This is a genomic window from Pelomonas lactea, assembly GCF_043555885.1.
Lineage (GTDB): Bacteria > Pseudomonadota > Gammaproteobacteria > Burkholderiales > Burkholderiaceae_C > Pelomonas > Pelomonas lactea.
In genome coordinates this window covers 63,940-88,478 of record NZ_JBIGHX010000004.1, presented here as the reverse complement: position 1 = coordinate 88,478, position 24,539 = coordinate 63,940, and the positions used below count along the sequence as shown (strand labels likewise).

Sequence of the window (24,539 nt, the reverse complement as noted above, 5' to 3'; positions counted from 1 at the left end):
ATCACCCCGACACCCACGGAGACCCGCCCATGTCACCCCAAGAGCTCAAAGCCGTTCTCGAAGCCGGCCTGCTGTCCTTCCCGCTGACCGACTTCGACAAGGATCTGAACTTCGCGCCCACCGCCTATGCCGATCGGCTGGAGTGGCTGCAGCCCTATGGTGCGTCGGCACTGTTCGCGGCCGGCGGCACGGGTGAGTTCTTCTCGCTGGAGCCGGGCGAGTACAGCGAGGTCATCAAGGTGGCGCTGGACACCTGCCGCGGCCGCACGCCCATCCTGGCCGGCGCCGGCGGCGGCACGCGCGTCGCCATCCAGTACGCGCAGGAGGCCGAGCGGCTGGGCGCGCAAGGCATCCTGCTGCTGCCGCACTACCTGACCGAAGCCAGCCAGCAAGGCCTCATCGCCCACGTCGAAGCCGTCTGCAAGAGCGTGAAGTTCGGCGTCGTTGTCTACAACCGCGGCGCCTGCAAGCTGACGCCGCAATCGCTGCAGATCCTGGCCGACCGCTGCCCCAACCTGATCGGCTTCAAGGACGGTCTGGGCGACATCGAGAAGTTCGTCTCCATCCGCCAGACGCTGGGCAACCGCTTCGCGTATCTCGGCGGCCTGCCCACGGCCGAGGTGTTCGCCGGTGCCTACAAGGCCATGGGCTGCCCGGTGTACTCGTCCGCCGTCTTCAACTTCATCCCGAAGACCGCGATGGCGTTCTACAACGCGCACGCGGCGGGCGACACGGACACGACCGACCGCCTGATCCGCGATTTCTTCCTGCCCTACATCGCCATCCGCAACAAAGCCGAGGGCTACGCCGTGTCCATCGTGAAGGCCGGTGCCACGCTGGTGGGCCACAGCGCCGGCCCGGTGCGCCCGCCGCTGTCGGACCTGCTGCCGGCCGAGGTCGACGCCCTCGGCGCGCTGATCGCCAAGCTGGGCCCGCAATAACTTCACGCCGTCCAGAACAACACCCCAGGAGACAAGACGATGAAGCGACTGCTGACCTCCGTGCTGCTGAGCCTCGCTGCCACCGGCGCCGTGCTGGCCCAGGCCTGGCCGGCCAAACCCGTGACGCTGCTGGTGCCCTTCCCGCCCGGCGGCTCCACCGATGCCATCGCCCGCACGCTGAGCGTGAAGCTGCAGGACAAGCTCGGCGGCAGCTTCGTCGTCGACAACCGCGGGGGTGCCGGCGGCACCATCGGCACCGTCGCGGTCAAGCGTGCGGCGCCGGACGGCTACACGGTGCTCGTCACGTCGCTGGGCCCGCTGGTCATCGGCCCGCACCTGATGAAGAACATCGGCTACGACCCGACCCGGGACCTGGACTACATCAGCGTCGCCGTGCAGGCGCCCAACGTGCTCGTCGTGCCGGCCGCGTCGCCGCACAGGACGATGGCCGACGTGCTGGCCTTCATGAAGGCCCACCCCGACAAGATGAGCTTCGGCACCTCGGGCAATGGCTCCAGCGACCACATCACCGCCGAACTCTTCTGGCAGCAGACCGGCACCTCGGGCCTGCACATTCCCTACAAGGGCGGCGGCCCCGTGATGACCGACCTGCTGGGCAACCAGGTGGACGCCAGCTTCATGAACATCAACACCGCGCTGCCGCAGATCAAGGCCGGCAAGCTGCGCGCGCTGGGCATCACCGCCGCCCGCCGCTCGCCGGTGCAGCCCGACGTGCCGACGCTGGACGAACTGGGCATCAAGGGCGTGCAGGTCTATTCCTGGCAGGCCGTGGCGGCGCCCAAGGGCATTCCCGCCGACATCAAGGCCAGGCTGCACGGCGCCGTCGTCGCCGCACTGAATGCGCCGGACGTGAAGCCGAAGCTGCTGGAGCAAGGCTTCGAGATCGTCGCCAACACGCCCGAGCAGTTCACCGCGTTCCAGGCCGCCGAGTTCGAGCGCTGGAAGAAGGTGATCACGGACCGCAAGATCACCGCAGACTGAATCTCTCCATGAGCAGTTCGACACCCATCATCAAATCGCTGCGTGTCATCCCGGTCGCCGGGCGTGACGGCATGCTGCTCAACCTCAGCGGCGCGCATGCGCCCTTCTTCACACGCAACTTGGCTGTCCTGACCGACAGCGCCGGCAACACCGGCGTCGGCGAGGTGCCCGGCGGCGAGAAGATCCGCCAGACGCTGGAAGACGCGCGCAGCCTGGTCGTGGGCCAGCCCATCGGCGCTCACCAGGGCCTGCTGCAGAAGATCCAGCAGACCTTCGCCGACCGCGACGCCGGCGGCCGCGGCCTGCAGACCTTCGACCTGCGCACCACCATCCACGCCGTCACGGCCATCGAGTCGGCCATGCTGGACCTGCTGGGCCAGCACCTGGGCGTGCCGGTGGCGGCGCTGCTCGGCGAAGGTCAGCAGCGCGAGTCGGTGGAGATGCTGGGCTATCTGTTCTTTGTTGCCGACCGCAGGAAAACCGACCTGCCCTACCACGCCGAGCCCGATGCGGACAACGCCTGGTTCCGCCTGCGCCACGAGCCCGCGCTGACGCCCGAGGCCGTCGTCAAGCTGGCCGAGGCCGCGCGCGAGCGCTACGGCTTCAACGACTTCAAGCTGAAGGGCGGCGTGCTGCGCGGTGACGAGGAGGTCGAGGCCGTGCGCGCGCTGCACGAGCGATTCCCCGACGCCCGCGTGACGCTGGACCCCAACGGCGGCTGGCTGCTGAAGGACGCGATCCGCCTGGGCCAGCAGATGCGCGGCGTCGTCGCCTACGCCGAAGACCCCTGCGGCGCCGAGGACGGCTTCTCGGGCCGCGAGGTCATGGCCGAGTTCCGCCGCGCCACCGGCCTGCCGACGGCCACCAACATGGTCGCCACCGACTGGCGCCAGCTGCAGCACGCGCTGTCGCTGCAGAGCGTGGACATTCCGCTGGCCGACCCGCATTTCTGGACCATGGCCGGCTCCGTGCGCGTCGCGCAGACCTGCCGCGACTGGGGCCTGACCTGGGGCAGCCACTCCAACAACCACTTCGACGTGTCGCTGGCCATGTTCACGCACGTCGGCGCCGCCGCGCCGGGCAAGGTCACGGCCATCGACACGCACTGGATCTGGCAGGACGGCCAGCGGCTGACGAAGGAGCCGCTGCAGATCGTCGATGGCCATGTGCAGGTGCCGACCAGGCCGGGCCTCGGGATTGAGCTCGACATGGTGGAAGTCGAGAAGGCCCACGCCCTGTACAGCCAACACGGCCTGGGCGCACGCGACGACGCCATCGCGATGCAATATCTCATTCCTGGCTGGACCTTCAACCCCAAGCGCCCTGCGCTTGACCGATGAGAGCAGTGCCCCAATGTTCAAGAACCTGATTGCTGGCGAATGGCTGGACGGCGCGTCCGGCTCGCGCAACATCAACCCGTCCGACACGCGTGACGTCGTCGGCGAGTACGCGCAGGCCGACGCCGCGCAGACGGACCTCGCCATCACCGCCGCCACGGCCGCCTTCCCGGCCTGGAGCCTGAGCACGCCGCAGCAGCGCTTCGACATCCTCGACGCCGTCGGCACCGAGATCCTGGCCCGCCGCGCCGAGCTGGGCGACCTGCTGGCGCGCGAGGAAGGCAAGACGCTGCCAGAAGCCATCGGCGAGGTCCAGCGCGCCGGCAACATCTTCAAGTTCTTCGCCGGCGAGGCGCTGCGCCCGGGTGGCGAGACCATGCCCTCGGTGCGCCCCGGCGTCGGCGTCGAGATCACGCGGGAAGCGGTCGGCGTCGTCGGCCTCATCACACCGTGGAACTTTCCCATCGCCATCCCGGCCTGGAAGATCGCGCCGGCCCTGGCCTGGGGCAACTGCGTCGTCTTCAAGCCGGCCGATCTCGTGCCGGGCTCGGCCTGGGCGCTGGCGGAGATCCTGTCGCGCGCGGGCTTGCCGGCGGGCGTGTTCAACCTCGTCATGGGCCGTGGCTCGGTGGTCGGCGAGCGCCTGCTGCACGACCCACGCGTGGCGGCCATCAGCTTCACCGGCTCGGTCGCCACCGGCCAGAAGGTCGCCGCCGCCTGCGTGTCCCGCATGGCCAAGTTCCAGCTGGAGATGGGTGGCAAGAACCCCATGATCGTGCTGGACGACGCCGACCTGGGCGTCGCGGTGAATGCCGCCGTCAACAGCGGCTTCTTCTCCACCGGCCAGCGCTGCACGGCGTCCAGCCGCCTCATCGTCACCGACGGCATCCACGACCGGTTCATCGCCGCGATGGTCGAGAAGATGAAGACGCTGAAGGTCGACGACGCCCGCAAGGCCGGCACCGACATCGGCCCCGTCGTCGATGCCAGCCAGCTGGGCCAGGACGTCGACTACATCGGCATCGCGAGGGGTGAAGGCGGCACGCTGGCGCAAGGCGGCGAGCGCATCGAGACGAACGCCGACGGCGCGCCGGGCTTCTACCTGACGCCGGCCCTCATCACCGACACGACGCCGGAGATGCGCATCAACCGCGAGGAAGTGTTCGGCCCGGTCGTCAGCGTGCTGCGCGCCCGCGACTACGAGCACGCGCTGCAGCTTGCCAACGACACGCCGTTCGGCCTGGCCGCCGGCATCGCGACGACATCGCTGAAGCACGCCACCCACTTCAAGCGCCACTCGCAGGCCGGCATGGTGATGGTCAACCTGCCGACGGCGGGGGTGGACTATCACGTGCCCTTCGGCGGCCGCAAAGGCAGCAGCTACGGCCCGCGCGAGCAGGGCCGCCATGCCGCCGAGTTCTACACGACCGTGAAGACGGCCTACACCCAGGCCTGATCGATGCGCCCCGGGGCCTGCTGCCCGGCAACGGGCCGGGCCGTCAGGGCGTCTTCACCCACTTCGCGGCCCAGGCGTCGTAGGCCGCCAGCGCCTTCGCCGGCCCCGTGCCCCACCAGTTGTAGCCGTTGCGGCGCTCCAGGCTGATGTCGTTGACGTCGTCATGCAGGCTCTTGTCGCGGTCGCCGAAGACGGGCCTGAGCGTCTTCATGTCGTAGTAGCGCGCCCACAGCGGACCGGCGCCGGGCCGCTCGACCAGGCGGCGGCCCTGGGCCTCGTCGACCTTGACCCAGGCCCGGTCCCGCACGGGCAGCGCCCTCAGCGTCGCAACGCCGCCCTGCACCGCCTCGACGACGGCCGGCGACGGCCCGGGCAGGCTCATCAGATAGATCAGCGCGCGGGCGCTCTCGCTGCTGCTCAGCGCCGGCGGCTCGTAGTTGCGGGCCGACGCCGGCAGCAGCGTCAGCGGGTCGTGCTGCTGGCCCCACAGCGTCGGCCTGCCTTCGATGCGGATCTGCATCGTCAGCAGCAGCTGCAGCGCCCTGGCCTCGGCCGCGCCGGCGGCGCTCCGCATCGACGCGGGCAGAAAACCCAGGTCCGCATCGCCGCGCGCCACCACGCCCATCAGCTCCATCACCTCGACGACGGCGTCGTCGTTCATCGTGATCGCGTCGTGATAGCCGCCCTGCAGCGGCCACACCTGCGGCCAGCCGCCGTTGGGGAACTGCGCCGCCAGCAGATAGGCCACGCCGCGCTGCGCGCCCTGGCGGTACGGCTCGCCGGCCTCGCCCGGCAGCTGCGCGGCGACGCGGGCCAGGAAGCGGATCTCCGTGATCGTCGCGTCGTTGTCGATGGTGCCGACATAGCTCCACAGCGGGTTCTGGGCGAGGTCGTAGTCGCCGGGCGTGGCGCGCTTGGAGTTGTTGTCGGCGACAAACGCCTGGCCACGCAGGCGCGGCGGCTGGTCGCGCGGCTGGTTCTTGCCCCAGCCACCGGCCGGGGTCTGGAAGCTCAGGATGTTGCCCGCCACCCGCAGCGCGGCGTCGCTGCCGTACCAGGCGGCGGGCTTGTCCAGCGGCATGCTCGCCTCGCCGTGACCGCCGGCAGGTGGCGGCGGCAGCGTGGCCAGCCCGTCACGCTCCGCGGCCAGCGCGGCGCGGTCGGCAGCGCGCTGGGCGTCGGAGCGGGCGACATAGTCCGCCCAGGCCGGGCGGCTGCCGGCGGGCAGCGCAGCCACGCGGGTGGCCGTCAGCGACTCCGCGGGCGGGATGGTGCCGATCTGGGCGGCGAACACCGACGAGGACAGGGCCAGGACGAGCGGGACGAGACGGCGGACGGCAGGCATGGCGGACGGCAAAGTTGGCATCGGCCGGCAATCTACCGGCGCCGCGGCGGCGCCAGGGCGCTAACCTTGCGCCGCTCACACAGTTGATCGACACATGATTCATCGCGCGCGTTTCACGCTGGCGGCATCGCTGCTGGCCATCGCCGGCTGCGCCGCACCGCCGCAGCCGCCTGCAGCGCCGCCCGTGCGTGCCGCGCAGCCCGTGGGTCTGCAGCAGGCCTGGGTGCAGGCGGTTGCGGGCCCCGGCTGGGCCGTGCGCGCGCTGACGGGCGAGACCTGCCCCACGCTGAGCTGGGCCGGCGGCAGCGCTCCGATGGCGCAGCGCAGCGCCCCCGGCGACGAGCCGCCACCACCCGGCAACAAGCAGCCGCAGGCCAAGCCCACGAGCTTCACGCTGCGCGCCTGCGAAGCGCCCTGGCCGGATGGCGCCGCCAGCGTGCAGGTGGGTGGCATCACGCTGCGTGCACCCGCAGCCGAGCTGCGCCGCATCGTCGTCATGGGCGACACCGGATGCCGGCTGAAGGCGTCCGCGCGCGACTTCCAGGCCTGCAACGACGCCGCCCGCTGGCCCTTCCCGCGCGTGCTGGCGCGGGCGCTGGCGCTGCAGCCCGACCTCGTCATCCACGTCGGCGACTACCACTACCGCGAAAGCCCCTGCCCGTCCGGCATGGCCGGCTGCGCCAACAGCCCCTGGGGCTATGGCGACGACGCCTGGCAGGCCGACTTCTTCGCGCCCGCGCAGGCGCTGCTGGCCGCGGCGCCCTGGGTGTTCGTGCGCGGCAACCACGAAGCCTGCGCGCGCGCCGGTCAGGGCTGGCTGCGCTATCTGGACGCCGAGCCCGGGCCGGCGCGCGCCTGCGAGGCCGACGCCGCCGGCACCGTCAACGCGGGGGACTTCACGGCGCCGTTCGCCGTGCCGCTGTCGCCGCGCAGCCAGCTCATCGTGTTCGATTCCGCCGAGGTCGGCAGCAGCGCACCACCGCCCGGCTCGCCCGCCTGGACGCGCTGGCGCCAGCAGCTGGACCGGGTCGCCGGCATCGCCACACAACGCGCGCAGAGCCTGTTCCTCAGCCACCACCCCAGCCTGGCCTTCAACCCCAGCCCGACGGGCCGCCCGGGCTTCGTGCGCTCCGGCCTCACGCCGCTGCTGCAGGACGCCTTCGGTCCGCGGCTGCTGCCACCGGGTGTGCAGGCCACGCTGCATGGCCATCTGCACATCCACCAGGCGATGGGCTTCATGTCCAACCAGCCGGCCAGCCTCGTCATCGGCAATGGCGGATCGGCCGCCTCCGGCCGCATCGACGCCGCCGCGGCGCTGGCGATGGAGCCGCTGCCGGGCGCGCGGCCGGAGACCTTCCACGCCCACACCGACTTCGGCCTCTCGCTGCTCAGCGCCACGCCACAGGGCTGGCGCCTGGAGGCCTATGACACGCTGGGGCAGCCGCTGTCCAGCTGCGCGCTCGCGGGCCAGAAGCTGCGCTGCTGGTGAGCCCGTGGCGCGCTGACTTTCGGCACCTTCGGATGCACTCGTAACGCCCGCGCAATCCGTCACTGCGACCTTGAATTGAAGGGTTTCTGTCGGGTAAATCGCCGATCGATTGCAACCCCCAGGGCTACACTCGGCCCCACCTGTCAAGCTGTTTCGACAGGATCACGTTGATAGAGGACTCGGCTTCATGAGCTCCAAATTGAAAGTCGCGGGTTGGGTTGCCCTCGGCGCCGTCGCAGGCGCCCTCACCACGATGCAGCTGCAGGCCAACGCGCGCAGCAGCCTGTCCCCGCTACCACTGGACGAAATGCAGCAGCTCGCGGCGGTCTTCGGCCTCGTGAAGGCGGAGTACGTCGAGCAGGTCGACGAGAAGAAGCTCATCAACGACGCCATCAGCGGCATGGTCGCCGGGCTGGACCCGCACTCCCAGTTCTTCGACAAGAAGAGCTTCAAGGAATTCCGCGAAGGCACGTCCGGCAAGTTCGTCGGCGTGGGCATCGAGATCGGCATGGAAGATGGCCTGGTCAAGATCGTCTCGCCCATCGAAGGCTCGCCCGCCTTCCGCGCCGGCCTGAAGAGCGGCGACCTGATCAGCCGCATCGACGACACCGCTGTGCGCGGCCTGGGCATCGACCAGGCCGTCAAGAAGATGCGCGGCGACCCGGCCACCAAGGTCAGCCTGACGATCTACCGCAAGTCCGAGAACCGCACCTTCCCGGTGACCATCGTCCGCGAGGAGATCAAGGTCCAGAGCGTGCGCGCCAAGGTCGTGGAGCCTGGCTATGCCTGGCTGCGTGTCAGCCAGTTCCAGGACCGCACCGTCGACGACTTCGCCAAGAAGCTCGAGGAGATCTACAAGCAGGAACCCAACCTCAAGGGCCTGGTGCTGGACCTGCGCAACGACCCCGGTGGCCTGCTGGACGGCGCCGTCGCCATCTCGGCGGCCTTCCTGCCCAAGGGCGTGGAAGTGGTGTCCACCAACGGCCAGATCCCTGAATCCAAGGCCACCTACAAGGCCGACCCCGAGGACTACCGCCGCCGCGGTGGCGACGACCCGATCAAGCGCCTGCCTGCCGCGCTGAAGAATGTGCCGCTGGTGGTGCTGGTGAACGAAGGTTCGGCCAGCGCCAGCGAGATCGTGGCTGGCGCGCTGCAGGATCACAAGCGCGCCACCATCATGGGTGCACAGACCTTCGGCAAGGGCTCGGTGCAGACCATCCGCCAGCTGAGCCCGGAGACGGCCCTCAAGATCACGACCGCCCGCTACTACACGCCCAGCGGCCGCTCCATCCAGGCCAAGGGCATCGTGCCGGACGTGCAACTGGACGAGACCGCCGAGGGCAACGTCTTCGCGGCGCTGCGCATGCGCGAGGCCGACCTGGAGAAGCACCTGAACAACGGCCCCGAGGACAACGAGGCGCGCCAGAAGGCCCGCGAGGAAGCCCGCCAGAAGCTGGAAGCCGAGTACGCCAAGCGCGCCGAGCCGCCCAAGCCACTGCCCGAGTTCGGCTCGGCCGAAGACTTCCCGCTGATGCAGGCGCTCAACAAGCTCAAGGGCCAGCCGGTCATCGCCTCCAAGGCACCGCTGGAGCGCAAGGCGGAAGCCAAGACGACCGAGTAAGCTTCGGCGACCCGCCGCAAAGACAACGGGCCTCTTCACGAGGCCCGTTTTTCTTTGGCAAGGCGCCCGGCCCTCAGCGCTGGCCCTCAGCGCTGGCCCTCAGCGCCGGCGCGCCACCGCCAGAGCGCCCAGCGCCGCCACCGCGCCCAGCAACGGCACGGCTCGCCACCCGAGCTGGGCCAGCAGCATCGCCGCGAGCGCCGCGCCGCCGGCCATGCCCAGGAACATCACGCTGACCAGCACCGCATTGAGCCGGCTGCGCGAGGCGGGGTCCAGCCCGTAGACCACGCTCTGGTGCGACACCAGCGCGGCCTGCACGCCCAGGTCGAACACCACGGCCACCGCCACCAGCAGCCACAGCGACGCCGGCGCCACGGCCTGCACCGCGAACGCAACGAACACCAGCAGCGCGCCCGCGCGGATGACGGCCTGCGGCCCGCGCCGGTCAGCCAGGCCGCCGGCCAGCGGCGCGGCCAGCGCGCCCGCCGCACCGGCCAGCCCGAATGCGCCGGCCACGGCGCTGCCCTGGCCGAACTCCGGACCGGCCAGCACGAGCGCCAGCGTCGACCAGAACGCGCTGAACGCGACCGACAGCAACCCCTGCGCCAGCGCCGCGCGCCGCAGCGGCGGGTACTTCGCCCACAGTCCGGCCATCGACGCGATCAGCGAGCCGTACCCCGCCTGCGTGGCCGGCACGAAGCGTGGCAGGCTGTGCCACAGCAGCGGGATCAGCAGCGCCACCGCCAGTGCCGCCGCGCCATAGACCGCGCGCCAGCCGGCCAGCGCCGCCACGGAGCCGGCCGCCACACGGGACAGCAGGATGCCCAGCAGCAGCCCCGTCATGACCTGCCCCACCCGCTTGCCGCGCTCCGCTTCGGGCGCGAGCGTCGCCGCGGCGGGCACCAGGTCCTGCGCCAGCGTGGCCATGAGCCCGATGGCGATGCTGGCAACGCACAGCGTCGCAAAGCCCGGCGCCGCGGCCGCGAAGCCCAGCGCCACCACCAGCCCCATGGCCTTGATGACGATGATGCGCCGCCGGTCGTAGCGGTCGCCCAGCGGCGACAGCAGCAGGATGGCGACGCCGTAGCCCAGCTGCGTCAACGTGGGCAACAGGCCGACGGCGGCGCTGCCCACGCCGAACTGGCCGGCCAGCAAGCCCAGCAACGGTTGGACGTAGTAGATGGAGGCGACCGCCAGGCCGGTGGCCGTGGCAAGCAGCAGCGTCAGCGCGGGGCTGAGCGGGGTGACGGTGGGAACGGACTTCATGGGCGGCAGTGTGGCGGCGGGCCAATGCCCCCGGTAGACGCAGAGCCCGACTGACTGCCATACGCTGTGCGCATGAGCAGCCCCTCCGACCGCCTGCAATTGATGCAGACCTTCATCCGTATCGTCGAGGCCGGCAGCCTGTCGGCCGCCGCCCGCCAGCTGGGCACCACGCAGCCCACCGTCAGCCGGCGCCTGCAGGCGCTGGAGCAGCAGTTCGGCCAGCCGCTGATCCAGCGCTCCACGCATGCACTGCGGCTCACCGACACCGGCGAGCGTGCGCTGGCGCGGGCCAAGTCGCTGGCGGCCGAGTGGGAGGACTTCGAGCACTCGCTGCGCGCCGAGCCGGCGCGGCCCGAGGGCCTGCTGCGCGTTCAGGTGCCGCATGCCTTCGGCCAGGAGCACCTCGTCGGCCCGCTGGTGCGCGCGCTGAAGGACGCGCCGGGCCTGCGCGTGGACTGGCTGCTGAACGACGCCGCCCCCAACTTCATCGAGCAGGGGCTGGACTGCGCGATTCGCGTCGGCGGCACGGCCGAGGGCGCCGTCGTCGCCATCCCGCTGGCGCGCGTGCCGCGCGTGCTGGTGGCCGCGCCGGAACTCGTGGCCGGCCGGCGCATCGACGAACCCGACGCGCTGGCCAGCCTGCCCTGGATCGCGATCTCCACGTTCTACCGCCACGAACTGCAGCTGGAGCGCGACGACGGCGTGCGCCAGCGCCTGGCCATCCGCCCCGTGCTGGCGACCGACAGCCTCTACGCCACGCGCGAGGCGGCACGGCAGGGGCTGGGCGCGGCGCTGCTGTCGGGCTGGTCGGTGCAGCAGGACATCGCCGAGGGCCGCCTCGTGCAGCTGCTGCCGCGCTGGCGTGGCACGCCGCTGCCGGTGCAGCTGCTCTATCCCAACCCGCCGTCGCCGCCCGCGCGGCTGCGCTATTTCATCGAGGCCATGCGCGCCAGCATGGCCGAGCCGCTGTGGCCCGACGCGGCTATCCTGCCCGCATGAACGACGACGACCTGCTGCGCTACTCGCGCCACCTGCTGCTCGACGAGATCGGCATCGAAGGCCAGCAGCGGCTGCTGGACGCCCGCGCGCTGGTCATCGGCGCCGGCGGGCTGGGCTCGCCGGCCGCGCTGTACCTCGCGTCGGCCGGCGTCGGCCGCATCACGCTGGTGGACCATGACACCGTGTCGCTGACCAACCTGCAGCGCCAGATCGCGCACGACATGGGCAGCCTGGACCGGCTCAAGGTCGAGTCCGCCGCGGCGCGCATGGCGGCGCTGAACCCGGCCGTGCAGGTGCGCGCGCTCAGCGCGAAGGCCGACGCCACGCTGCTGGACGCCGAAGTGCCCGGCGTGGACGTCGTCATCGACTGCACCGACAACTTCGCCACGCGCCACCTCGTCAACGCGGCCTGCGTGCGGCACGGCCGGCCGCTGGTCTCCGGCGCGGCCATCGGGTTCGACGGCCAGATCAGCGTCTACGACAGCCGCTGCGGCAAGCTGCCCTGCTACGCCTGCCTGTTCCCGCCCGAGTCCGGCTTCGAGGACATGGCCTGCTCGACGATGGGCGTGTTCGCGCCGCTGGTGGGCATCGTCGGCAGCATGCAGGCGGCCGAGGCGCTCAAGCTCCTGGCCGGCATCGGCGAGCCGCTGAGCGGGCGGCTCTTGATGCTGGACGGCCGGCGCATGCAGTGGAGCGAGATCGCGATGCAGCGCGACCCGCAGTGCTCCGTCTGCGGCGCCGGATGAAATCCCGCGGCAACGTCGTTTTGGGGCACAAAATCCAGCGCTGAGCTGCCCACAATCCTCACGCCCATGAAGCCCACCGACGTCCCGACGCGCAACTTCCCGACCGCCAGGGAAGAGTGCCGCACGCTGCAGCCCCACCCCGACTACGACGGCCCGGGCAGCGCCTATGAACTGGCCTTCAAGGACGACAGCTTCCTGCTGCGCCAGGACATGCGCGCCGTGCGCATGCAGCTGGAGCTGATGAAGCCCGAGCTGCTGCAGAACGAGCAGGGGGTGAAATCCACGGTCGTCATCTTCGGCAGCGCACGCATCCTGTCGGCCGACGCCGCACAGGCGCTGGTCAGCGTCGCCGAGGCCAGCGGCGACGAGGCGCAGCTGCGCATCGCCCGCAGCAAGCTGGCCATGAGCCGCTACTACGAAGAGGCGCGCCGCTTCGCGCAGATCGTGACGACCGAATGCGCCCGGCGCGGCCGGCCCGTCGTCGTGGCCACCGGCGGGGGACCCGGCATCATGGAAGCCGGCAACCGCGGCGCCTACGAGGTAGGCGGCAAGAGCGTTGGGCTGAACATCGTGCTGCCGCACGAGCAATACCCCAACCCGTACATCACGCCGGAGCTGTGCTTCCGCTTCCACTACTTTGGGCTGCGCAAGATGCACTTCCTGATGCGCTCCGTCGCGCTGGTGTGCTTCCCCGGCGGCTTCGGCACGCTGGACGAGCTGTTCGAGACGTTGACGCTGATCCAGACCGGCAAGAGCCGGCGCCGCCCCATTCTGCTGTTCGGGCGCGACTTCTGGAGCAAGCTGCTCAACATCGAGCTGCTGCTGGAGACCGGCATGATCAGCCCCGGCGACGAGAAGCTTTTCCACTACGTCGAGACGGCCGAGGAAGCCTGGAGCCTGCTCGAAACCGAACCCGAACTCTCCAGCATCAACTCTCCCTGAAGCCATGACCAAACTGCGCAACGTCTCCCTCATCGGCGCCCCCACCGACATCGGCGCCGGCGCGCGCGGCGCCAGCATGGGCCCCGAGGCCATGCGCGTGGCCGGCCTGGCCGAGGCGCTGCGCGCGCGCGGCGTGGACGTCGTCGACCGCGGCAACCTGACCGGCCCGTCCAACCCCTGGCAGCCGCCCGTCGCGGGCTACCGCCACCTCGACGAGGTCGTCGCCTGGAACACCGCCGTCCACGACGCGGTCTACAGCGAGCTCAAGACCGGCCGCATGCCCATCCTGCTGGGCGGCGACCACTGCCTGGGCCTGGGCTCCATCGCCGCCGTGGCGCACCACTGCCGCGACGTCGGCAAGAAGCTGCGCGTGCTGTGGCTGGACGCCCACGCCGACTTCAACACCAGCGCGCTGACGCCCAGCGGCAACATCCACGGCATGCCGGTGGCGTGCCTGTGCGGCTTCGGCCCGCAGCAGCTCATCGAGATCGGCGGCCACGTGCCGGCCATCAGCCCGAAATGGGTGCGCCAGATCGGCATCCGCAGCGTCGATGAAGGCGAGCGCCGCTTCGTGCACGAGCAGGACCTCGAAGTCTTCGACATGCGCTTCATCGACGAGATGGGCATGCGCCACACGATGGAGCTGGCGCTGGCGACGCTGGACGACAACACCCATCTGCACGTGAGCTTCGACGTCGACTTCCTCGACCCGGTCATGGCCCCGGGCGTGGGCACCACCGTGGGCGGTGGCCCGACCTACCGCGAGGCCCACCTGTGCATGGAGATGATCCATGACACCGGCCGGCTCGCATCGCTGGACCTGATGGAGCTGAACCCCGCGCTGGACGTGCGCAACCAGACCGCCGAAGTGGCGCTGGACCTCATCGAGTCGCTGTTCGGCAAGAGCACATTGATGAGGAAGTGAGCCCTGGCCGGGCCGGACGGGAAAATGCACATGATTGGCCCGCTAGAGTCCGGGCCATGGACGCGACGCCCTACCTGCTGGTCCAGCTCAGCGACACCCACATCACCCACCCCGGCCGGCTGATCTCCGGCCGCGTCGACACGGCTGCCGCGCTGCGCCATGCCGTGCAGCGCGTGCTGAAGATCCAGCCCCGGCCCGTGGCCGTGCTGATCAGCGGCGACCTCGTCGACGCCGGCCACCCGGCCGAGTACGCGCAGCTGCGCGAGCTGCTGCAGCCACTGATCGACGCCCGCCTGCCGCTGGCACTGGCACCCGGCAACCACGACGCACGCGCACCGCTGCAAGCCGCCTTCGCCGACGCGCCCGGGGTGCACTGCGGCGAACATGGCGCCGCCGCCCTCCAATACGCGCTGGACCTGCCGGGCCCGCTGCGCCTCGTCGTGCTGGACAGCCTGCAGGACGGCCGCCCCGACGGTGGCTTCGACGATGCCAAGCTGGCCCAGGCCGACGCGCTGCTGGCCGCCCGCGCCGACGTGCCCACGCTGGTCGCGCTGCACCACCCGCCGCACGCGACCGGCCTGGCCGTCATGGACACCATGTCGCTGCGCCAAGGCCTGAGCAGCTTCGAGGCGCTGATCGCCCGCCACCCGCAGGTGCAGCGCGTCGTCTGCGGCCACCTGCACCGGCTGACGCTGGGCCAGGTGGCGCACGTGGCGGCGCTGAGTGCGCCGTCAACGGCGCATCAGCTCGCGCTGGACCTGCGCACCGACGCGCCGCTGGCCATCACGCAGGAGCCGGCCGGCTGGCTCATCCATGCGTGGGGACCGGGGCTGCCGCTGGTGAGCCACCTGGCGCAGGCGGGTGAGCATGAGGTCATTCCTGACCTTTGAGCGCATGACGTCGCGGCCCTGGCGCCGCGCAGCGTCGCACGCATGGCGGGGCGCTGCCCTGGTGTCGTCAATGCTGCTGCTCTCACCCGTCGCCTCGGCCAGGGAAGACTGCGCCGCACTGGCCAAACGGATCGACGCCAACGTCATCGGCCTGCATCCACCGCTGGAGGGGCGATCTGCCAAGGACCGCAACACGCCACGGTACAGCGCACCCGCCGCGCATTGCCGTGTCACGCAGCGCCCCGTCCAGGCGGACGTCTACCTGACCATCCACGCCACGTACAACGGCTGGCTGCAGGTCGGCTTCGTGGACAGCGCGGGCGAAGATCACATCGTCTGGGTCAAGGAGGCCGATGTGCGCATCGGCCCGCCACTGGGGCCCAAGTAACGCGATCTTCAGAACCGGTATGTCGCCCCCACCGTCAGGTAGCGCCCCACGGCGCCTTCCTGATGCAGCGACGGGTTGTAGTGCGCGCCGCCCGACGACACGCCGCCGCCCGTGGAGCCCGACGCGAACGCGTCGATGGGCGCCGCGCGGTTGAACAGGTTGGTGACCGACGCGCGCAGGCTGAGGCCCGGCGTGACCTGCCAGCTGGCGTTCAGGTTGAACGTCGTGAACGACGGCACCCGGCACAGCGGCGAGCCGCCCACGGGCAGGCCGTTTGGGAACACCGTGGACAGCGCGGACGCGCAGTCCGGCAGGTTGTAGCTGCTGTCCTCCACCTTCATGCCGCTGATGTAGTTGACCGTGCCGGTCAGCTCCACCGGGCCGCGCGCCCAGGCCAGGCTCAGCGACGCGCGGTCCCTGGGCGTGCCGGTGTTGGTGGACACGAAGCTGGGCCCGTGCGTGCCGGCCATCTCGTAGACCTGGCCGGGGCCACGGTCGATGGTGTAGCGGATCATGTGCGACCACTGCAGCTGCGGCGTGAACAGGCCCCAGGCGCCGGCGTCGACGCGCAGGCGCCAGTCCAGGTCCACGCCGCTGGTGCGCGCGCTGCCCAGGTTGATGAACGGGTAGGTGCCGTACAGGATGGTGTCGTCGGCGCTCGTCGGCGCGGCGTTGGCCGTCGTCGGGCTGTTCACGCGGTAGAGCTTGGTGCCGTAGGCATCCGGGCTGTCGATCTGGCCCTGGCCGAACAGGCCCACCGACACGATCTGGTTGCGGATCTTGATGTCGTAGTAGTCCACCGACACGTTCATCGTCGGCAGCGGCTCGAACACGAAGCCCAGCGTCATGGAGCGCGACTTCTCGGGCTTCAGGTCCTTGCCCGGCAGCTGCAGCTGCGTGCCGCCGACACCGATGTCGCAGGCCTCGCCGGGCTTGACCAGCGCGCACAGCGCCGTGTCCACCAGCGGCGGCAGGTAGCCGGCGCTGGACCCGCTGGTGCCGATCTCCACCGGGTTGGGCGCACGGAAGCCGCCGGCATACGTGCCGCGCAGCGTCAGCTGCTTGAGAGGCACGTACTTCACGCCGACCTTGGGCGTGACGGACGAGCCGTAGGTGTCGTAGTGGTCGATGCGCGCCGCGGCGTCGATCTCCAGCTGCTTCGTGATCGGCGCGGCCAGCTCGACGTACGCGGCCGAAATGGTCTGCTTGCCGACGCCGAACGCGTAGATGTTGCTGGCCTGCGCGCCGCCGGAAAAACCGTCGGGGAAATGCTCGTCCAGCGAGCGCTTCGAGAACTCGACGCCGGTGCCCAGCGCGAGGTTGCCGCCGCCCAGCTTCATCAGGTCGCGGTTGGCGCGCAGCGACACGAAGTTCAGCGTGTTGGTGGACGTGGAGCGGCCCTCGGGCGTCAGGCTGGCCAGCGCGGCCGCCGTGTTGTTGCCGCCGATGACGTACTTGCCGCTGGTGAGCGCCGCCTGCAGCGCGGGCAGGCTGACGAAGTTCTTCAGCGTCAGCTGTGTGGCCACGCGCGTCAGGCCCAGCGTGGCCTGCAGGTCCCAGCCCGCAAAGCCGCCCTGCAGCTCGGCGACGACGCGCTGCGACTGCGTGGACGTGCGCGAGCGCTGCGCCGGCAGATCGGTGAACTCGTAGTCCACCGGGCTGCCGGTGGCGGGGTCGATGACGTTGGTGCCGTTCAGCGCCGTGGGCTGCGGCTGCGGGTGTGCGGGGCCGAAGTTGAAGGTGATGATGCCGCCGTCGGGCGACACCCAGTTCAGCAGCCCCACCTGAGTCGCGCGGCTGCCCAGCACGGAGGCCGAGACCGACAGCGTCCAGTCCTGCGGCAGCAGCGCCGTGACCTTGCCGAGCAGGCTGTAGGTGCGCGTCTCGGGCGCGATCTGCAGCTCGGGGTTGGCCACCAGCCCCAGGTCCTCGCCGCCGTAGCGCGTCCAGTCCGACCCGCCCAGCGCCGGGCGGTCGCTCAGCAGCACCGCGCCCTGGCGGCGGAATCCGGCCGCGAGATAACCCGCGACGCCGTCGCGGTCCAGGTCGCCAAAGCCGCGGATGCCCGAGACCTTGGCCATGCGGCCGCCACCCTTGGACGCGCCGCCCAGCTCGGCCTGCAGCGTCGTGCCCGCGTGGCTGCGCTTGAGGATGACGTTGACGACGCCGGCCATCGCATCCGACCCGTAGATGGCCGAGGCGCCGTCCTTCAGCACCTCGACGCGCTCCACCGCCTCGACCGGGATGGAGGCGATGTCGACGAAGTCGCGCTGGCCGTCGTCGGGCAGCGGGTAGGAGGCCATGCGGTGGCCGTCGATGAGCACCAGCGTGGCGCCCACGGTGAGGCCGCGCAGCGAGATGCCGCTGCCGCCGGCGCCGAACGCGCCGGGCGTGGACTGGCCCAGCGAGCCCATGTTGTTGGCCGACAGGTGCTGCAGCACCTCGCCCAGCGTGCTGTAGCCGGTGCGGGCGATGTCGGCGGCCGACAGCTTCTGCACCGGGCTGGGCGTCTCGGCGTCGGCCCGGCGGATGTTGGAGCCGGTGACCGTGACGCGCGCCAGCGCCGCCTTCCCCTCGCCCGCCGCGCCGTCGCCGGTGGCCGCCTGCGCCCACAACGCGGGCGCGAAACAGCACAGCAGGGCCGCGGCAAGCGGCAGCAGGGGCGAGCGGACGGGGGTGTTCACAGTGAGGTCACCTCGGAAGGGCTGGTTGAGAAAGGCGCGATTCTCGACGCAGCAAAAAGCGCGCCGCACGCCGGCGCTGCACGCGTCGCGACGGTGTCAGCATGGGACAACACCGCCCCCTGGCCGCGGTCACGGCGGCGATGATGCGGCGCCCGCCACCGCCGCGTCCCCCAAGGAGCCCTCATGCGACCTGCGCCCCACCGATGCCTGGCCTCCCTGCGACTGAGCCTGGGCGTGCTGCTGTGCCTGTGGGGCAGCCTGGCCTGGGCGGTGTCGTCCCAGGAGGTGTCGTACGACACCGAGCCCGGCGTGCGCATCGCCGCCACGCTGGAACTGCCGGAGGCGGGCGGCGCGGCGGCCGCGCGAGCACCGGTCGTCGTGCTCGCCGTCGGCGCCGGGCCGTGGGGACGGGGCGGCTACGGCGCGCTGCGCCAGCGGCTTCACGCGGCAGGCATCGCGACGCTGAGCTACGACAAGCGAGGCTTCGGAGCCTCCACCGGGGCCTTCGACGAGTCGCTGCCCGTCGTGTCGCGTGACATCGTGGCCGCGGTGGCCTACCTGAGGTCCCGCGCGGACATCGACGGCCAACGCATCGCGCTGCTGGGCCACAGCCAGGGCGGCGGGGCGCTGCCGCTGGCCGCTGCCACGTCCGGCGGCATCGCGGGTGTGGTCGTGCTCGCCGCGCCGATCGGGGCGCGCGGCGAAGTCTTTGGCGCCAGCATGCGCCAGCAACTGGTCAGCGCCGGCATGCCGGCCGAAACCGGGGGCCGCATCGTGGCGGCCACCTCGCGCTGGATGGACGGACGTGCCCGCCAGGTACCGGCTTCGGCACTCGCCACGCTGCGCGAGGCCGCCGTGGCGGCTTTCCGCGACGCGGGCTGGAGCGCGGAACAGGCGCAGGGCGCCGTCGCCGCGCTGGACAACCCGATGCTGCTGTCCATGTACGACGCGCCGCTGGACCAGGACCTGCTGCGCTCGGGCGCGCCGGTGCTGGCGGTCTACGGCGGGGCGGACACGATCGTGTCGCCGGACGTCTGCGTGCCCGCGGCCAACCGCGCGCTGGCCGGCCACCGCGATGCGCTCGTGCTGCTGGTGCCGGGCATGCCCCACGGCCTGGACCGCACCGGCCCGGTGCCGCCGCCCCGCGCCGGTGCGCCGGCCGAGGACGGCATGTCGCCCGTGCTGGTCAGCGCCGTCCAGCACTGGCTGGTGCAGCACCTGCGCTGAGCCGGCGCGTCACGCCCCGGCGATCCAGCCTTCCAGCGGGTCCACGCCCTCCGGCCAGCCGTAGCGCGGCTGCTCGGCGGCCCAGCCCGCCTGCAGCAGCGCCAGCACGGCGTCCAGGCTGTCGCCGCTGGCGTCGGCCACCAGTTCGTCGCGCTGCGCATGGCTGAGCTTCAGGCGCAGGCCCAGCCGGGTGCGGCCCTGCTCCAGCGCGTCGACGATGTCCTTGCGGGCGATCAGCCGCTCGGGCGTCTGCGCGGCCTTGGTATCGCTCTTGTACGAGCGCCGGCCGATGAGCTCACGGGCCAGCAGGCCGGGGTAGGCCTCCAGCGCCACGCGCGTCTCGTCACCGGCCAGATGGCCGGCTAGGGTCACGCCGGCTTCGATGAGCCGTGGCACGCCGGCATGCAGCATCCAGGCCACCGGCGGGTTCACCCACTTCATGCTGGGGCTGGCGCCGGCCGGGCCGTCGCAGGCGCGGTGCGCGAACTTGGCGCCCGCCGGCCGGGCGTCGCAGAAGGCGGCGAAGCGGTCGCGGATGGCGGCGCGGTCATGCGCCGCGTAATGAGCCATCAGCGCGGCGTAGTCGGTGGGCCAGCCGAGGTGTTCCACCAGTTCGCGCGGCAGGCCGAACGGCAGGTCGAAACCGGCCACCCACGGCCCCGGGCGGGCCAGCCAGGTGGAGAAGGCGTCCAGGCTGTCCAGCGCTGTCAGGCCGTCCAGCCGCATGACGGCGCCATGACGGCGGCCCGCGGCGACGCGGATGGGCTTGGCGCGGCGAGGCGCACTCGTGAAGTCGATCCCGAAAACGGTGCGGTCGTGCATGGCCGGCATTCTGGGGCTGGGCAGAATCGCCGCCGCACATGTCCGACCTGCTCGATCTTCCCTGCCTGCCCGCCGATGGCTTCGATGCCGCCGCCTTCGACGCCGCCGTGGCCGCCCAGCGCCAGCTGGGCTGCGCGGGCTGCTACCAGGCCTCCACCGATGCGCTGGAGCAGCTGCTGGCCACCTGCCCGCCCGCCGAGCAGCACCGCCGTGGTGCGGTGCTGACGCTGCTGGCCCAGCAGTACCCGCGCCTCGGTCAGCTGACCGCCAGCGCTCGCTGCGCCACGGAGGCGCTGGCGCTGGCCGAGCGCCTGGGCGACGACCGGCTGCGCGCCGATGCACTGACGACACAGGCCTTCGTCTACAGCCAGTTGCTGATGGGCCGCGAGGCGCTCTCCACCGGCATGAAGGCGCTGGCCGCCGCACGCCGCGCCGGCGACGCGGTGCGCGAGGCCTGGGCGCTGTGTCGTATCGGCATCGCCTACGCCAGCTTGGACAACCCGCAACAGGCCCAGGCGTCCGTCGGCCAGGCGCTGGAGATCGCCGAGGCCCAAGGCGCCGCCGAGGTGCGCTTCGCATGCCTGAACAACCTCGCCTACTTCTGGCTGCGCTGCGTGGAGGAGGCCCGCGTCGCCGGCGACGCCGCCACGCTGGCCGAGGCCGTGTGCCAGGCCCGCCGCACGGCCGAGCAGGCGACCGCGCTGGCGCGCGAGGCCTCCGGCAGCCCCTACCAGGTGGCGGTGGCCGCGTCCAACCTCATCAACGCGTTGCTGGCCGGCGGCCTGCTGGACGAGGCGCTGCCGCTGCTCAATGAGTTCGGGCACCTGGCGCACGACCATGGCTATCGCATGCTGGCCATCGAGGCCGACGCGCAGCGCGCCGTCTTCCTGGGCCTGAAAGGCGAGCCCGTGCAGGCCGCGCGCATGCTGGAGGCGCTGCTGAACGCGACCCCCGAGCCGCCGCCCAAGCTGCGCCGGCTGCTGGTGCGCTCGCTGTACGACACGCACAAGGCCAGCGGCCGGTACCGCGAGGCGCTCGCCTGGCTGGAGGCGCTGGTGAGCCTGGACCGGCAGATCACGCGCGACAACCTGGTGCTGCAGACCGAGGTCATCCTGATCCGCGAGCAGGTGGAACAGGCGCAGGCCCGCGCCGAAAGCGCCGCCGCCGATGCCCGCCGCGAGCGCGCTCGCGCCGCTCATCTCGAGAGCGAGCAGCAGCGCCTGCGCGAGCACGCCAACGCGCTGGACCGCGCCGCCCACGAGGACGTGCTGACCGGCCTGCACAACCGTCGCCATGCCGAGTTCGCACTGCCGCTGCTGGTGGAGGGCGCGCGCGTGGCGGGCCAGGTCATCAGCGTCGCGACGCTGGACGTGGACTGGTTCAAGCGCATCAACGACACGCATGGCCACGCCGTCGGCGACGCCGTGCTGCAGCAGCTCGCGCAGCTGCTGCGCCACCGGCTGCGCAGCGCCGACCTGATGGCACGCATCGGCGGCGAGGAGTTCCTGGCCGTGCTGGTGGGCATCTCGCCGCCGCAGGCCGCCGAGATCTGCGAGCGGCTGCGCCTGGCCGTCGCCGAGCACGACTGGGCCGCCACCGCGCCGGGGCTGGTGGTGCGCGTCAGCGTGGGCATCGCCGGCGGACTGCCGCCGCTGCAGGCCGACCAGCTGCTGCAGCGCGCCGACCAGGCGCTCTATGCCGCCAAGCGCGGTGGCCGCAACCGCGTGCACGTGGACTGAGCGTCGCCGCGGCGGCCCCGGCGGCCGACGCCCCCAACCATTCGCCCCCCCCCGCGTTCCGCCCGTTGACAGGGCGGCAGTGCGTCTCCGATACTGGATTGGAACCGGTTCCAATTCAACAACGGAGACAAGACGTGTTTCAACCAGGGTTCTTGAAAAACGCTGCCGGCCGCCTGGGCCGCGCAGCATCGGGCGCTTCGCTGGCCGGGCTCATCGGCGCCGCAGCGCTGGCGGGCTGCGGCGGTTCGGGCGGCGGCGACACGGGCACGACGCCCCCGCCCCCACCGCCGCCACCGGCAGGCCTCTCGCTGCTGAAGACCGCCGGCACGCAGTGGGTGGATGCCGACGGCAAGCAGGTGCTGCTGAAGGGCACCAACCTCGGCAACTGGCTGGTCCAGGAGTTCTGGATGATGGGCCAGGGCGGCAACGGCGTGACCGACCAGTGCACGCTGGAGGCCAAGCTGACCGAGCGCTTCGGCTACAGCGAGAAGGAACGCCTCATCCAGCTGTTCCGCGACAGCTGGATCACCGCCCGCGACTGGGACCAGCTCAAGGCCTTCGGCTTCAACGTCGTGCGCCTGCCCATCCTGTGGAGCGTCATCGAGGACGAGAAGAAGCCGCGCACGCTGCGGGCCGACGCGTGGAAATACCTGGACGCCAGCATCGCCGAGGCCAAGAAGCGCGGCATGTACGTGATCCTGGACCTGCACGGCGCGCACGGCGGCCAGACGCCCAACGACCACACCGGCTGCGCCGGCCATAACAAGTACTGGACCGACACCGACGCGCAGGACCGCACGCGCTGGGTGTGGCAGCAGATCGCCACCAAGTACAAGGACGAGCCGGCGGTGGCCGCTTATGACCCGCTGAACGAGCCCTGGGGCTCCACGCCCGAGGCGATGGTGACCCGCGTGGAGGACCTCTACAAGACCATCCGCGCCATCGACGCCAAGCACATCGTGCTGCTGCCCAGCCACTACGGCAGCATCGACGCCTACGGCAACCCGACGGCCAAGGGCATGACCAACGTGGCCTTCCAGATCCACCCCTACCCGGGCCTGTTCGGCGACCGCCCCGGCGACACGCCCTACGCGGTGCACCGCGACTGGCTGCGCTGCGGCCCCACGGGCACGACCGGCGTGTGCGCCTACAACAAGCAGATCAGCGAGCTGAAGGTGCCGCTGCTGGTCGGCGAATTCCAGCCTTGGCAGGGCGCGGGGCTGGACCTGGGCGGCCAGATCGGCCGTGCCACCTACGACACCTATGCCAAGTACGGCTGGGCGTCCACGTCGTGGGCCTACAAGATCGTCAGCCCCGCCGGCGGCTCGGGCAAGGGCACCTGGGGCCTGGTGACGAACGCGCCCAACACCAACATCGACACCGGTGTCGGCATGGTCGCCAAGGCCAGCACCTGGGACTGCGCCGGCTGGAACGCCAGCTTCGCCAACGCCTGCGCCGTGAAGGCGCCGACGATCAAGGTGGGCGGCACGGGCGCCAAGACCTACTACTTCGTCATCAAGACCGGTGCGGTCAGCGGCAGCAACCCGGACGTCACGTTCGACAAGATCAGCATCGTCGACACGGCCAGCAACACGGAGGTCATCGCCAACGGCGGCTTCGGCAGCAACACCGGCTGGACGACGCTGGCCATCAGCGGCACGCTGGCGCTGGACTTCAACGACACCACCGCCGGCAAGGCGCCCACGGGCGCTGACGGCGCCGTGCTGCGCGTGACGCGCCCGGCCGGCGTGACCGGCGAGATCAACGGCGGCGTCTACCAGGCCATCACGCTGCAGGGCGGCAGGAGCTACACGCTCAGCGGCCTGTTCAAGGACAACGGCAGCGCCAACACCTGGGCCGAGATGTACCTGCTGGACAAGCCGCCCGTGCCCGGCAAGGACGTCATCGACATGAACGGCAAGGTGGACTTCACGACCGCCACCGTCGCCGAGATCGAGGCCTTGTTCAAGAGCTACGCGACGCAGGCCAACGAGCCGCACTCGGGCCTGGCCCAGTGGCTGGTCAGCGCGACGGCGCCGGAGGTGTTCCAGCTGCCCGAGCGCCCCGCCGGCCTCAAGCTGACCGAGGCGGCCAACGGCAACACGCTGAGCTGGACGGCCAGCACCGACGCGAAGGTGACCGGCTACAACGTCTACCGCGCCAGCAGCGCGGCCGGCGACTACGCCAGGCTGGCCGACAAGGTGACCGCCGCGACGTACGCCGACACCAGCGCCGTCGCCGGAACGACGTACTACTACGTCGTCACGGCCGTGACCGCGGCCAACGAGAGCTACTACAGCGACGCCGCCAGCACCACGCTACAGGCCGTGGCCGTGCCGGCGACGATCCAGGCCGAGGCCTTCACCGCGATGAGCGGCGTGCAGCTGGAGAACTGCAGCGACACCGGCGGCGGCCAGGACGTGGGCCACTTCGACCCGGACGACTGGATCGAGTTCAAGATCAGCGTCGCCACGGCCGGCAACTTCACGATCGACTACCGCCTGGCCACCGCCAACGGCAGCACCGGCTTCGAGGTGTGGGTGGACGGCGTCAAGGCGGTCAACGTGATGGCCGTGCCCAACACCGGCGGCTGGCAGACCTGGATCACGCAGACCAGCGCGCCGTTTGCGATGACGGCCGGCAACCACACGCTGCGGCTGAAGTCCGTCGGCAAGGAGTGGAACCTGAACTGGCTGAAGGTGAACGCGCAGTAGCACCCG

Annotated in this window: 19 protein-coding genes; 15 read left to right on the top strand and 4 right to left on the bottom strand. The window is 71.2% G+C overall.

The genetic code is table 11. The features are described from left to right. Window positions 1-29: 29 nt before the first annotated feature. Genes kdgD through ACG04Q_RS13315 form a run of 4 tightly spaced genes read left to right on the top strand, consistent with a single transcriptional unit; the run spans window position 30 to window position 4,736 of the window. Entirely contained in the window at window positions 30-941 is a 912-nt protein-coding gene (kdgD, locus tag ACG04Q_RS13330; RefSeq protein ID WP_394511422.1) for a 5-dehydro-4-deoxyglucarate dehydratase, read from the top strand. A 39-nt stretch (window positions 942-980) separates the two neighbouring features. Then, on the top strand, window positions 981-1,943 hold the full coding sequence (locus ACG04Q_RS13325; protein ID WP_394511421.1) for a Bug family tripartite tricarboxylate transporter substrate binding protein: 963 nt from the start codon (window positions 981-983) through the stop codon (window positions 1,941-1,943). An 8-nt stretch (window positions 1,944-1,951) separates the two neighbouring features. Continuing rightward, the gene (gudD, locus tag ACG04Q_RS13320) at window positions 1,952-3,283 is read left to right on the top strand and encodes a glucarate dehydratase (RefSeq protein WP_394511420.1); all 1,332 of its coding nucleotides are present in this window, start codon (window positions 1,952-1,954) and stop codon (window positions 3,281-3,283) included. A 13-nt stretch (window positions 3,284-3,296) separates the two neighbouring features. Next, a complete protein-coding gene (locus tag ACG04Q_RS13315; protein WP_394511419.1) occupies window positions 3,297-4,736 on the top strand; it encodes an aldehyde dehydrogenase family protein in 1,440 nt (479 codons plus the stop codon). A gap of 43 nt (window positions 4,737-4,779) precedes the next feature. On the opposite strand, the gene pelA is transcribed toward ACG04Q_RS13315, so the two are convergent. Then, window positions 4,780-6,081 (bottom strand): pectate lyase, encoded by a 1,302-nt coding sequence (pelA, locus tag ACG04Q_RS13310; protein ID WP_394511418.1) that lies wholly within the window; start codon window positions 6,079-6,081, stop codon window positions 4,780-4,782. 94 nt (window positions 6,082-6,175) lie between these two features. Between pelA and ACG04Q_RS13305 the strand changes: the two genes are divergently transcribed. Together ACG04Q_RS13305 and ACG04Q_RS13300 are read left to right on the top strand one after the other, a co-directional pair. Then, a complete protein-coding gene (locus tag ACG04Q_RS13305) occupies window positions 6,176-7,570 on the top strand; it encodes a metallophosphoesterase (RefSeq protein ID WP_394511417.1) in 1,395 nt (464 codons plus the stop codon). A gap of 187 nt (window positions 7,571-7,757) precedes the next feature. Next, window positions 7,758-9,191, top strand: a complete 1,434-nt coding sequence (locus ACG04Q_RS13300; protein WP_394511416.1) for a S41 family peptidase — start codon at window positions 7,758-7,760, stop codon at window positions 9,189-9,191. A gap of 99 nt (window positions 9,192-9,290) precedes the next feature. On the opposite strand, the gene ACG04Q_RS13295 is transcribed toward ACG04Q_RS13300, so the two are convergent. Next, window positions 9,291-10,457: an MFS transporter gene (locus ACG04Q_RS13295; RefSeq protein ID WP_394511415.1), complete on the bottom strand. Its 1,167-nt coding sequence runs from the start codon at window positions 10,455-10,457 to the stop codon at window positions 9,291-9,293. 72 nt (window positions 10,458-10,529) lie between these two features. On the opposite strand from ACG04Q_RS13295, the gene ACG04Q_RS13290 reads away from it, so the two are divergent. The 6 genes from ACG04Q_RS13290 (at window position 10,530) to ACG04Q_RS13265 (ending at window position 15,347) form a co-directional block, all read left to right on the top strand. After that, window positions 10,530-11,456 (top strand): LysR family transcriptional regulator, encoded by a 927-nt coding sequence (locus ACG04Q_RS13290; RefSeq protein WP_394511414.1) that lies wholly within the window; start codon window positions 10,530-10,532, stop codon window positions 11,454-11,456. Further along, complete coding sequence (locus ACG04Q_RS13285; protein WP_394511413.1) at window positions 11,453-12,202, top strand: HesA/MoeB/ThiF family protein; 750 nt, start codon at window positions 11,453-11,455, stop codon at window positions 12,200-12,202. Before ACG04Q_RS13290 ends, ACG04Q_RS13285 begins: the two co-directional genes overlap by 4 nt. Before the next feature lie 66 nt (window positions 12,203-12,268). After that, window positions 12,269-13,144, top strand: coding sequence for an LOG family protein (locus ACG04Q_RS13280; RefSeq protein WP_394511412.1), 876 nt, complete (start codon window positions 12,269-12,271; stop codon window positions 13,142-13,144). A 4-nt stretch (window positions 13,145-13,148) separates the two neighbouring features. Beyond that, on the top strand, window positions 13,149-14,069 hold the full coding sequence (rocF, locus tag ACG04Q_RS13275; protein ID WP_394511411.1) for an arginase: 921 nt from the start codon (window positions 13,149-13,151) through the stop codon (window positions 14,067-14,069). Window positions 14,070-14,125: 56 nt separating this feature from the next. Then, window positions 14,126-14,959: a metallophosphoesterase gene (locus ACG04Q_RS13270; protein WP_394511410.1), complete on the top strand. Its 834-nt coding sequence runs from the start codon at window positions 14,126-14,128 to the stop codon at window positions 14,957-14,959. Between the two features lie 70 nt (window positions 14,960-15,029). Then, window positions 15,030-15,347 (top strand): hypothetical protein, encoded by a 318-nt coding sequence (locus ACG04Q_RS13265; protein ID WP_394511409.1) that lies wholly within the window; start codon window positions 15,030-15,032, stop codon window positions 15,345-15,347. An 8-nt stretch (window positions 15,348-15,355) separates the two neighbouring features. On the opposite strand, the gene ACG04Q_RS13260 is transcribed toward ACG04Q_RS13265, so the two are convergent. After that, window positions 15,356-18,031 carry a TonB-dependent receptor gene (locus ACG04Q_RS13260; protein ID WP_394511408.1) on the bottom strand — a complete coding sequence of 892 codons (2,676 nt, stop codon included), beginning with the start codon at window positions 18,029-18,031 and terminating at the stop codon, window positions 15,356-15,358. Between the two features lie 183 nt (window positions 18,032-18,214). On the opposite strand from ACG04Q_RS13260, the gene ACG04Q_RS13255 reads away from it, so the two are divergent. Further along, window positions 18,215-19,258, top strand: a complete 1,044-nt coding sequence (locus tag ACG04Q_RS13255; protein WP_394511407.1) for an alpha/beta hydrolase family protein — start codon at window positions 18,215-18,217, stop codon at window positions 19,256-19,258. A 9-nt stretch (window positions 19,259-19,267) separates the two neighbouring features. On the opposite strand, the gene ACG04Q_RS13250 is transcribed toward ACG04Q_RS13255, so the two are convergent. Further along, window positions 19,268-20,080: a DUF429 domain-containing protein gene (locus tag ACG04Q_RS13250; RefSeq protein WP_394511406.1), complete on the bottom strand. Its 813-nt coding sequence runs from the start codon at window positions 20,078-20,080 to the stop codon at window positions 19,268-19,270. A 38-nt stretch (window positions 20,081-20,118) separates the two neighbouring features. Here ACG04Q_RS13250 and ACG04Q_RS13245 point away from each other — a divergent pair, with 38 nt between their 5' ends. Then, window positions 20,119-21,819, top strand: a complete 1,701-nt coding sequence (locus ACG04Q_RS13245) for a GGDEF domain-containing protein (protein WP_394511405.1) — start codon at window positions 20,119-20,121, stop codon at window positions 21,817-21,819. 152 nt (window positions 21,820-21,971) lie between these two features. Then, window positions 21,972-24,533: a cellulase family glycosylhydrolase gene (locus ACG04Q_RS13240; protein ID WP_394511404.1), complete on the top strand. Its 2,562-nt coding sequence runs from the start codon at window positions 21,972-21,974 to the stop codon at window positions 24,531-24,533. Window positions 24,534-24,539: the final 6 nt, after the last annotated feature.

What these genes read in the sequence shown, in the direction of transcription:
- kdgD (WP_394511422.1), top strand. Translation starts at nt 30, where the DNA reads ATGTCACCCCAAGAGCTCAAAGCCGTTCTCGAAGCCGGCCTGCTGTCC.
- ACG04Q_RS13325 (WP_394511421.1), top strand. Translation starts at nt 981, where the DNA reads ATGAAGCGACTGCTGACCTCCGTGCTGCTGAGCCTCGCTGCCACCGGC.
- gudD (WP_394511420.1), top strand. Translation starts at nt 1,952, where the DNA reads ATGAGCAGTTCGACACCCATCATCAAATCGCTGCGTGTCATCCCGGTC.
- ACG04Q_RS13315 (WP_394511419.1), top strand. Translation starts at nt 3,297, where the DNA reads ATGTTCAAGAACCTGATTGCTGGCGAATGGCTGGACGGCGCGTCCGGC.
- pelA (WP_394511418.1), bottom strand. Translation starts at nt 6,081, where the DNA reads ATGCCTGCCGTCCGCCGTCTCGTCCCGCTCGTCCTGGCCCTGTCCTCG.
- ACG04Q_RS13305 (WP_394511417.1), top strand. Translation starts at nt 6,176, where the DNA reads ATGATTCATCGCGCGCGTTTCACGCTGGCGGCATCGCTGCTGGCCATC.
- ACG04Q_RS13300 (WP_394511416.1), top strand. Translation starts at nt 7,758, where the DNA reads ATGAGCTCCAAATTGAAAGTCGCGGGTTGGGTTGCCCTCGGCGCCGTC.
- ACG04Q_RS13295 (WP_394511415.1), bottom strand. Translation starts at nt 10,457, where the DNA reads ATGAAGTCCGTTCCCACCGTCACCCCGCTCAGCCCCGCGCTGACGCTG.
- ACG04Q_RS13290 (WP_394511414.1), top strand. Translation starts at nt 10,530, where the DNA reads ATGAGCAGCCCCTCCGACCGCCTGCAATTGATGCAGACCTTCATCCGT.
- ACG04Q_RS13285 (WP_394511413.1), top strand. Translation starts at nt 11,453, where the DNA reads ATGAACGACGACGACCTGCTGCGCTACTCGCGCCACCTGCTGCTCGAC.
- ACG04Q_RS13280 (WP_394511412.1), top strand. Translation starts at nt 12,269, where the DNA reads ATGAAGCCCACCGACGTCCCGACGCGCAACTTCCCGACCGCCAGGGAA.
- rocF (WP_394511411.1), top strand. Translation starts at nt 13,149, where the DNA reads ATGACCAAACTGCGCAACGTCTCCCTCATCGGCGCCCCCACCGACATC.
- ACG04Q_RS13270 (WP_394511410.1), top strand. Translation starts at nt 14,126, where the DNA reads ATGGACGCGACGCCCTACCTGCTGGTCCAGCTCAGCGACACCCACATC.
- ACG04Q_RS13265 (WP_394511409.1), top strand. Translation starts at nt 15,030, where the DNA reads ATGCTGCTGCTCTCACCCGTCGCCTCGGCCAGGGAAGACTGCGCCGCA.
- ACG04Q_RS13255 (WP_394511407.1), top strand. Translation starts at nt 18,215, where the DNA reads ATGCGACCTGCGCCCCACCGATGCCTGGCCTCCCTGCGACTGAGCCTG.
- ACG04Q_RS13250 (WP_394511406.1), bottom strand. Translation starts at nt 20,080, where the DNA reads ATGCACGACCGCACCGTTTTCGGGATCGACTTCACGAGTGCGCCTCGC.
- ACG04Q_RS13245 (WP_394511405.1), top strand. Translation starts at nt 20,119, where the DNA reads ATGTCCGACCTGCTCGATCTTCCCTGCCTGCCCGCCGATGGCTTCGAT.